A 277-nucleotide genomic window follows, 5' to 3' on the forward strand; every position below is an offset into this window, starting at 1 on the left:
CCCCACGCGGGGCCGCGGCGCAGCCGTCGGCCGGCGTGCGCGACACCCCGCGGCGCGCGCCCCGGCGACGCGGCGGATGCCGGATCCGTCGCGAGCGACGCCAGCGGTTCCGAGGGGGTCCGAACGGCGGGATGCGCGAGCCCCAGGCGTTCGTCGCGCCAACGGCCCCAGCGATCGATCTTGTCCGACATCGCATCCGTGAGTGCGATGAGCCGCTCCCACTGGGCCGGCTGGAGCGTGACGAGGTCACGCGTGGAGTAGAAGAAGATCCAATCGT

At 73.6% G+C, this 277-nt stretch carries 1 protein-coding gene; it reads right to left on the reverse strand.

Annotated features, from left to right (window positions below):
- Nucleotides 1-277: hypothetical protein (locus tag SB658_RS23545; protein ID WP_410602712.1), on the reverse strand; the 277-nt coding region annotated here is incomplete at both ends.

It is taken from the genome of Bacillus sp. SIMBA_008, from assembly GCF_046535495.1.
Taxonomy (GTDB): Bacteria; Bacillota; Bacilli; order Bacillales; family Bacillaceae; genus Bacillus; species Bacillus subtilis.